At 50.3% G+C, this 6,338-nt stretch carries 5 protein-coding genes; all 5 read right to left on the bottom strand.

Annotated features, from left to right (window positions below; translation table 11 throughout):
• Nucleotides 1-298: 298 nt before the first annotated feature.
• On the bottom strand, nucleotides 299-472 hold the full coding sequence (locus QW71_RS39525) for an aspartyl-phosphate phosphatase Spo0E family protein (RefSeq protein ID WP_081970240.1): 174 nt from the start codon (nucleotides 470-472) through the stop codon (nucleotides 299-301).
• A 96-nt stretch (nucleotides 473-568) separates the two neighbouring features.
• Nucleotides 569-2,002 carry a hypothetical protein gene (locus tag QW71_RS35440; protein WP_052770574.1) on the bottom strand — a complete coding sequence of 478 codons (1,434 nt, stop codon included), beginning with the start codon at nucleotides 2,000-2,002 and terminating at the stop codon, nucleotides 569-571.
• 8 nt (nucleotides 2,003-2,010) lie between these two features.
• The gene (locus tag QW71_RS35435) at nucleotides 2,011-3,909 is read right to left on the bottom strand and encodes an LTA synthase family protein (protein WP_047014153.1); all 1,899 of its coding nucleotides are present in this window, start codon (nucleotides 3,907-3,909) and stop codon (nucleotides 2,011-2,013) included.
• A 228-nt stretch (nucleotides 3,910-4,137) separates the two neighbouring features.
• Nucleotides 4,138-5,358: a hypothetical protein gene (locus QW71_RS35430; RefSeq protein WP_039310496.1), complete on the bottom strand. Its 1,221-nt coding sequence runs from the start codon at nucleotides 5,356-5,358 to the stop codon at nucleotides 4,138-4,140.
• Nucleotides 5,358-5,936, bottom strand: coding sequence for an RNA polymerase sigma factor (locus QW71_RS35425; RefSeq protein ID WP_306766094.1), 579 nt, complete (start codon nucleotides 5,934-5,936; stop codon nucleotides 5,358-5,360). Before QW71_RS35425 ends, QW71_RS35430 begins: the two co-directional genes overlap by 1 nt.
• Nucleotides 5,937-6,338: the final 402 nt, after the last annotated feature.

Genomic DNA, 6,338 nt, shown 5'->3' with positions numbered 1-6,338 from the left:
CCGCCCACTTTTGGCGGATTCAGGGGCACTTTTGCCCCTCATTCCTGCCTTGGGCCCGCATCCGGCGGAATCTAAGGGATTTATCCCTTTGTTTTTCCAAACCTCCGGCTTCCGGGGATTCTGCGGAATTCCTGATACAAGAACTCATTTGTCCTTCAGACGGACCTGCTTCAAATTCCAAAGAAACTTATCCACAACAGACGAGCATCTTATTTTCCTATACAATCAAAAAAGACACTTTAGCGGCACATCTGCCGTTAAAGTGTCTTTTGAATTTACAAAGCTGCTCTTTGATTCTCTAATAAAGCTGGTCGTCCTTCTCTGTATTGCAATCGCTGTATTCGTTTAGGAGCGCATCCAGCTTCACCGATTGGCGAAGCACCCTTACATCCTGCATCCCGTGTTCCAGGGCTAGTTTGTTCAGTTCCTGCCTTGCCTGTTCAATCTTGTCCTTGTAATCATCATTACGCATAGCGGCCCCCTTGTAGGATGAGGCTGTTCCAAGCCATTTTCCACTCTTTTACTAAAGTTCCAAACACATTGTATTCTATAATCTGGAATGGGTCAATTAACGGTTTGCAGCGAAAACAGGTTTCAAAAGCATAACCAGTTTATGCACAGCCCAGCCAAACATCGCTACCGCCATCATATCGAAACAGACATTGAACAGGAACAGATGCTTGCCGATATCCGCCCGGCCATCGCCGAGGATTGGCACCAGGAACGAGAATAGTCCAATCAGCCCTAGCAGCATCATCAGTTCACCGGCAATCCGCCCCGCCGGTTCTTTCGACCGGAAATAATGGTACAGCACTCCCGTGTAATAAACGAGATAGAACAAGACCAGGAAACCTAGAGAATTAGGAAGATTATTATTTTTGAGTTCACTCCACCCACTGTATGCATAGGCTACGGCCCCTGCCGTCTTTCCCTCACTCTTCTCATAGCTTCCGAGATAATAGGGACGGATGGACATGCTGTTCTTGGCAGCATATTTCATGTTGTCTATCAACCGGTTAGGATGCTTCATATAGAAGAAAAGCACATCCTTATGGGATACCCGGTCATAGAAATCTGTTGTAAGCGAAGGATCATCCTGCTTGATCGCTGTATCTCCCTGAAAATAATTCGTACCCGCCAGCACTTCCAGCCGCTCCGGCAGCCCCAGATCGCGCAGATCCCCGCGCACATCCGGCGACTCGTTCAGAATTCCGAAAAATACCGTCTGATAGAGGTTGATATGCTTGAGTTCCTTCGGCGCAGCCACATACATGATTACGGACACGAGCGCCGTTGCCACCGAGAACCGCAGCGCCAGCTTACGCCAGCTGCCTGTTCCATTCAGTGTCCGCAGACGGAGGAAGATCAGCGCAAACGCCAGGCCGACGGGTGCATTCTGAATTTTGGAGCAGATCAGGAACAGCACGGCGATGAAGAAGAGCGTCAGTTCTTTGGGTGTCGGCCGTTCCTGCCCCGTCAGTCTCAGACCCAGCGCAAAGGTAAGCAGCATGAACACCATCGATACCGGCTCACCGAACAGCGAATTGAAATAGGCCAGATAACCAATGTCATAGAAGACAAACAGCAGCGCCGCACCAAGCAGCAGTCCTGTGATATAAGAGCTTTTGGCCCCCAGCTTCACAATCAGCCAAGTCGCGGCAAGCAGCAGCAGCGCATATACGCCGCCCAGCAGGCGGATATCAAAATAACTCCCGTGAACCAGCCCGGCGAGCAGTCTCGGGATCAGCACAAGCAGAATCTGCGAGGATGGATAAAAGCCCGTGAACAGATTTTCATAGGAAAATCTGGAATGACTGAAGCTGAAAAAGCGGTCGGCATAGCTCTCCGCAGCATCATAATAATTCAGACCGATCGTATTCATCATCCGCAGGAAATCGCCGTTGTCAGCAACACCAATGAATGGTCTTATAAACAGCAGGTAGATGATCAATATAGAGCCGGCCAGGGTTATGAGATATTCCGATTTTAATAGTCTTTTCATAATTCCTCCTAGCGCTGCGGAAGCAGCTTCACATATTCATCGGACAAGCCCATCAGCTTCAGGATATAGTCATAATCGGTCTGATATTTACTGAAATCCTCAACCGGCTCATACGTATCCAGCGAGATGGCCTCTCCGTCCGCGAAGCTTTTCCCGGGCACGAACATCACCTCATCATTAAAAAAGGAGCCTGTCGGCAAATAATAACGCATCCCTACCACATTGCTGTCAATGTTCAGCAGATCATGCCCAAAAGCGGTAAAGCCTTCGTCCTTCAGCGATACCCCCAGCAGGTTGGCCACAGTAGGAAGCACATCCAGCTGTCCGCCGGTCCGCTCCACGGCCTGTCCCTGCTCCATCCCGGGCACATGAATAATCAGCGGAATATTAAAGCGGCTGATTCGGTCATCATACGGAGTTCCGAGCGCTTCCTCCACCTGCTCCGCCGGGACATCCTTCGGCTGCAGGCCGAAATGGTCGCCGTACAGCACCAGCACAGTATCATCCCACATGCCCTGCTGCTTCAGCCCGTCAATCAAAGTGCCGACCGCATAATCCGTATAATTCACTGCCGTCAGGTAATCGCCCAGCATCGTGCCCTGCAGATCCTCCGGAACCTTAATCTTCTTGAAGCTGTCCGGAATCTGGAACGGATGATGGCTGGAGGCCGTTACAAGCTGGGCATAAAAAGGCGTACCCTTCTTCTGCAATGCTGCCAGCTTCTCCACCGCCGTAGCATACAGCTGCTCATCCGAAGCCCCGAAGGCGTTGAAGTGATCATTTTTAAAATACCCTTTATCATAGTAGCCATTGAAGCCAAGCGCCGGGTACAGCTCATTACGGTTCCAGAAGCCAACCTTGTTCACATGGAAGGTGTAAGCTTCATACCCCTTATCCCGCAGCAGACGCGGCAGGCCCGGCAGTTCCCGGTCCCCGAAGCCCGTTGACATCGCAAGCGAAGCAATGGGATAAATTGAGGTGTTGCTAATGAACTCCGCATCCGAGGTGTTGCCCGGACCGACCTGCTGGAAGACATGCGGGAAATAAAAGCCCTCTTCGGCCAAGCCGTTCAGCACCGGTGTCAGCTCCTGCCCATCCAGTGACTGATGCAGCGGGAAATTCTGAAAAGCCTCCATTTGGATTACAATTACATTTTTACCCTTTTGCGATCCAAAATACTCCGGCAGTCCCCCTGGAATGTCCTTGTATGGATAACCAGCTTCCAGCGCCTCCACCTTGGCAATTGTTTCATTGATATCCCCGGTACCGATGAGGCCGTTATCCTCCTGGGCTTTGATCGCTGCAACCACCTCATAGTTCAGAAATCCGGCGCTTTCCGCCTGAACCAGCTCATTCGTAATTCCGCGTGCAGAATCAATGGAATAGGCCGACAACGAACCGCCGCCGATAATAGCCACCAGCAGGGCGACCAGATAGACTCTCCGGGCTCTGCGTGAAGGCTGACTGCCACGCTGCTGCTGTACGGGACCATTCTTCCATCTGCGGAACAGCAAATGAATGATCATAATGACCAGATCGGCAAAAAATAGATAATCGATCAGCTCAATCGTAGATTCTACGCTTTCTTTCACCTGGAACACCTGATTCAGCTCATAGAGCGCCAGATAAGTCGGCACCGAGCCGAAATGGTTGAAGTACACACTGGCCGCGAAGAACAGCAGCGACAAAAGACCGTTGAAGCTCCAGAAGACGGCCTTCCTCATCCGCACAGGTGTAATAAGAGCCAGCACCCCCATCATCAGCAGCACCGGGGCAATATCCGCAGCAATCCATTCCCACGCAATCCGGTCAAAAAACAAACCTCTCAGCAGCAGCAGCTTCAGCCAGACCAGTCCGATAACGATATAGAAATGAGCCTGCACCGGCGCATGTTTCTTGTCGTTCATAATAATACTATCCCCTCTTACTCTCTTTATTGAAAATCTGTGTAAAATCTATTGCATTTTTCTGTAAAAGTTCAGATTTCTCTAGTATAGCAATACTTGAAATAGTTATCAAAACTGGAGGTTCTATTAAAGTAAAAAGACGCCGCCCTGGCGGGGCGTGCGTCTTGGTTAAAGCACTACTAATTCATCTGAAAATCAGGAATTCTATTCAGGGCTCATATTAAAAGATTATTCGACAGCGTCAGTCTGCTGCATCATGTAAAAGACTCCGTCCATATTATACGAACCGGTAATTACAGTTGCTCCGTCCGGGCTTTTGAAGGCAATCGTACCTATGCCCGACATTTCCTTGGCCACCGAGTAGTCTTCCAGCCGGATGCCGAACATTTCATCGGCGATGGCAGCAGCCGCAAGCTGAAGCTTGGTCTTATCCATATCCAGCAAATTCGTGTTTGGATCGGCGGAGCTGAATGAATTTTCATCGTAGAGTGAAATATCGAATACTTGAATTATTTCTTGTGTAGCATAGTCCATAAGTACTGTAGTAGCCCCATATTCACTCTCTCCATAGGTTAGAACGAGTACATCCCATTTCTGCGCAACTGTGCGCTTGATGGAGTATAGACGCTCCGTCCCCTGTTCTCTAAGCAGCTTAATTGCCTTAAGACCTGCCTGCTTCACTTCCGCAGTCACCTCACCCTCGCCCATTCTGAAGGTCGAGCTGCGGTAGACGCCGTTCTCGTAATCAATCTGCCCTTCCTCCGCTATGAGACCATCATCGGTCTGTATGCCCTGCTCATCAGCATTTGTCCCGTAGTGGACGGAATGGTGAAGCGCGGTAACTGTGAATTCTCCCTTGTAACCAGCTTTCCTAAGCTGATCCATCGCTTCATCAATGAATTTAGAATCGATTTCTTCAGGAGCGAAAAAGGTATCCATATACGTCCGCACTACCTTGCCAGTCTCTGTTTTAAACCAGATTTTAGCAAAACTATCTCCATCTTTATATTCGGCCAGAGTTTCTCCTTCCCCCTCGAGCTGCTCTAGGTTCACAAAGGGAAGCTGCTTTCCCAACTGCTCAAGCATTACCTGTTCAGCAGTCGCCCTGAGCCCGGCATCTGTAAGATCAGCCTGGCCCGCAACCGGCGGATCGATTATTCCGGCGCTGCTTACCTGTAACGGATTAAACCCCCCGCGCTGACCGGACCAGCCACTTCCCCAATAGACTGCCCCGGCTCCGAACAACAGGAGGATGACGGCTGCGGAGAGTATCCGCGTGCGGATCACCCTGCGCCGCCGGCCGGATGACAGCACCTGGTTTAGTGAGGAACCGTCCATTCCAATCTGCCGTGCCACCTTGCCAGCAGCTTCTTCCGTAAATTTCATTTCCGGAAACGGGCCTTTACGGGCCAGCTCATACCACTGCGGCTCCCGTTCACGCTTATCCATTACTCCATCCTCCTTAGTTTGTCCTGGATTTTATGACGTGCGCGGTGCAGCCTCGATTTGACAGTACCAGGGGATATCCGGATCAGCTCAGCGATTTCCCGGACCGACAGCTCTGCCTTAAGATCAAGCACCAGCACCTCACGCAGCTTATCCGGCAGCTTCATTATCATGCTCCAGATCTCATCCACCTGCCGGTTACCGAGATATTCCATCTCCGCCGAACGGGTAACAGCCGCCTGCCCCGCAGCATCCTGCCGCTCCTGAGCCGTAGCGGGTAACGGCTGCATCCCGCCCCACAGCCCGGAGCGGAAAAACCGCGATTTGCGGTAGGAGAACACCGTATTGCGGGCAATCGTGAACAGCCAGGTTTTGAGCGAGGAAGCTCCCCGGTAGGTTCTGATCCGGTAATAGCATTTGATGAACACCTCCTGCGTGAGCTCATCCGCCTGATCACTGTTTTTGGTCAGAAAATAAATATAATTCCACACATCTTCCCCATAAAGCTTCATTATCTGCCGCAGCTGCTCTTCACTGATAGCCTCCGCCTGCTCCAATCCATCCAGTTCCAATGGGTTCACCTCACTATATTTGACCTCAAGAGTGGAGGGAGGGTTCACTTTTTCTAATAAAAATCAACTCATTCCTTCATCCAGCCTGCTCCTCAGTGAAAAAGCGGACTTCCCGGGCAGCCGACGTTGTTGCGTAAATTTTTTAATTTAAAAATCCTGCACAGAATACAACATTTCCCTGGTTATTTCGGTTCCATTTCGAAATTGTTGTACAAAAAGCAGCATTTCTCCTCCTCCAAGCGGGTTAGCGGGACAATTGTTGTAATTTGTACAACAAGTCTCACGAACACCATGGTATCTTGCGATTCAAGTTGCAAAAAGTACAACATTTCCGCCAGTACAGCGTGTATTTAACTCAAAAAAACAATCAGGACCACCCGTCCAACGGGTGGTTTGCTCTAGGGGTATAAC

The sequence above is a fragment of the Paenibacillus sp. IHB B 3415 genome (assembly GCF_000802655.2).
In the GTDB taxonomy this organism is placed as follows: Bacteria; Bacillota; Bacilli; order Paenibacillales; family Paenibacillaceae; genus Paenibacillus_AQ; species Paenibacillus_AQ phytohabitans.
This window is presented reverse-complemented; position numbering and strand designations above follow the sequence as displayed.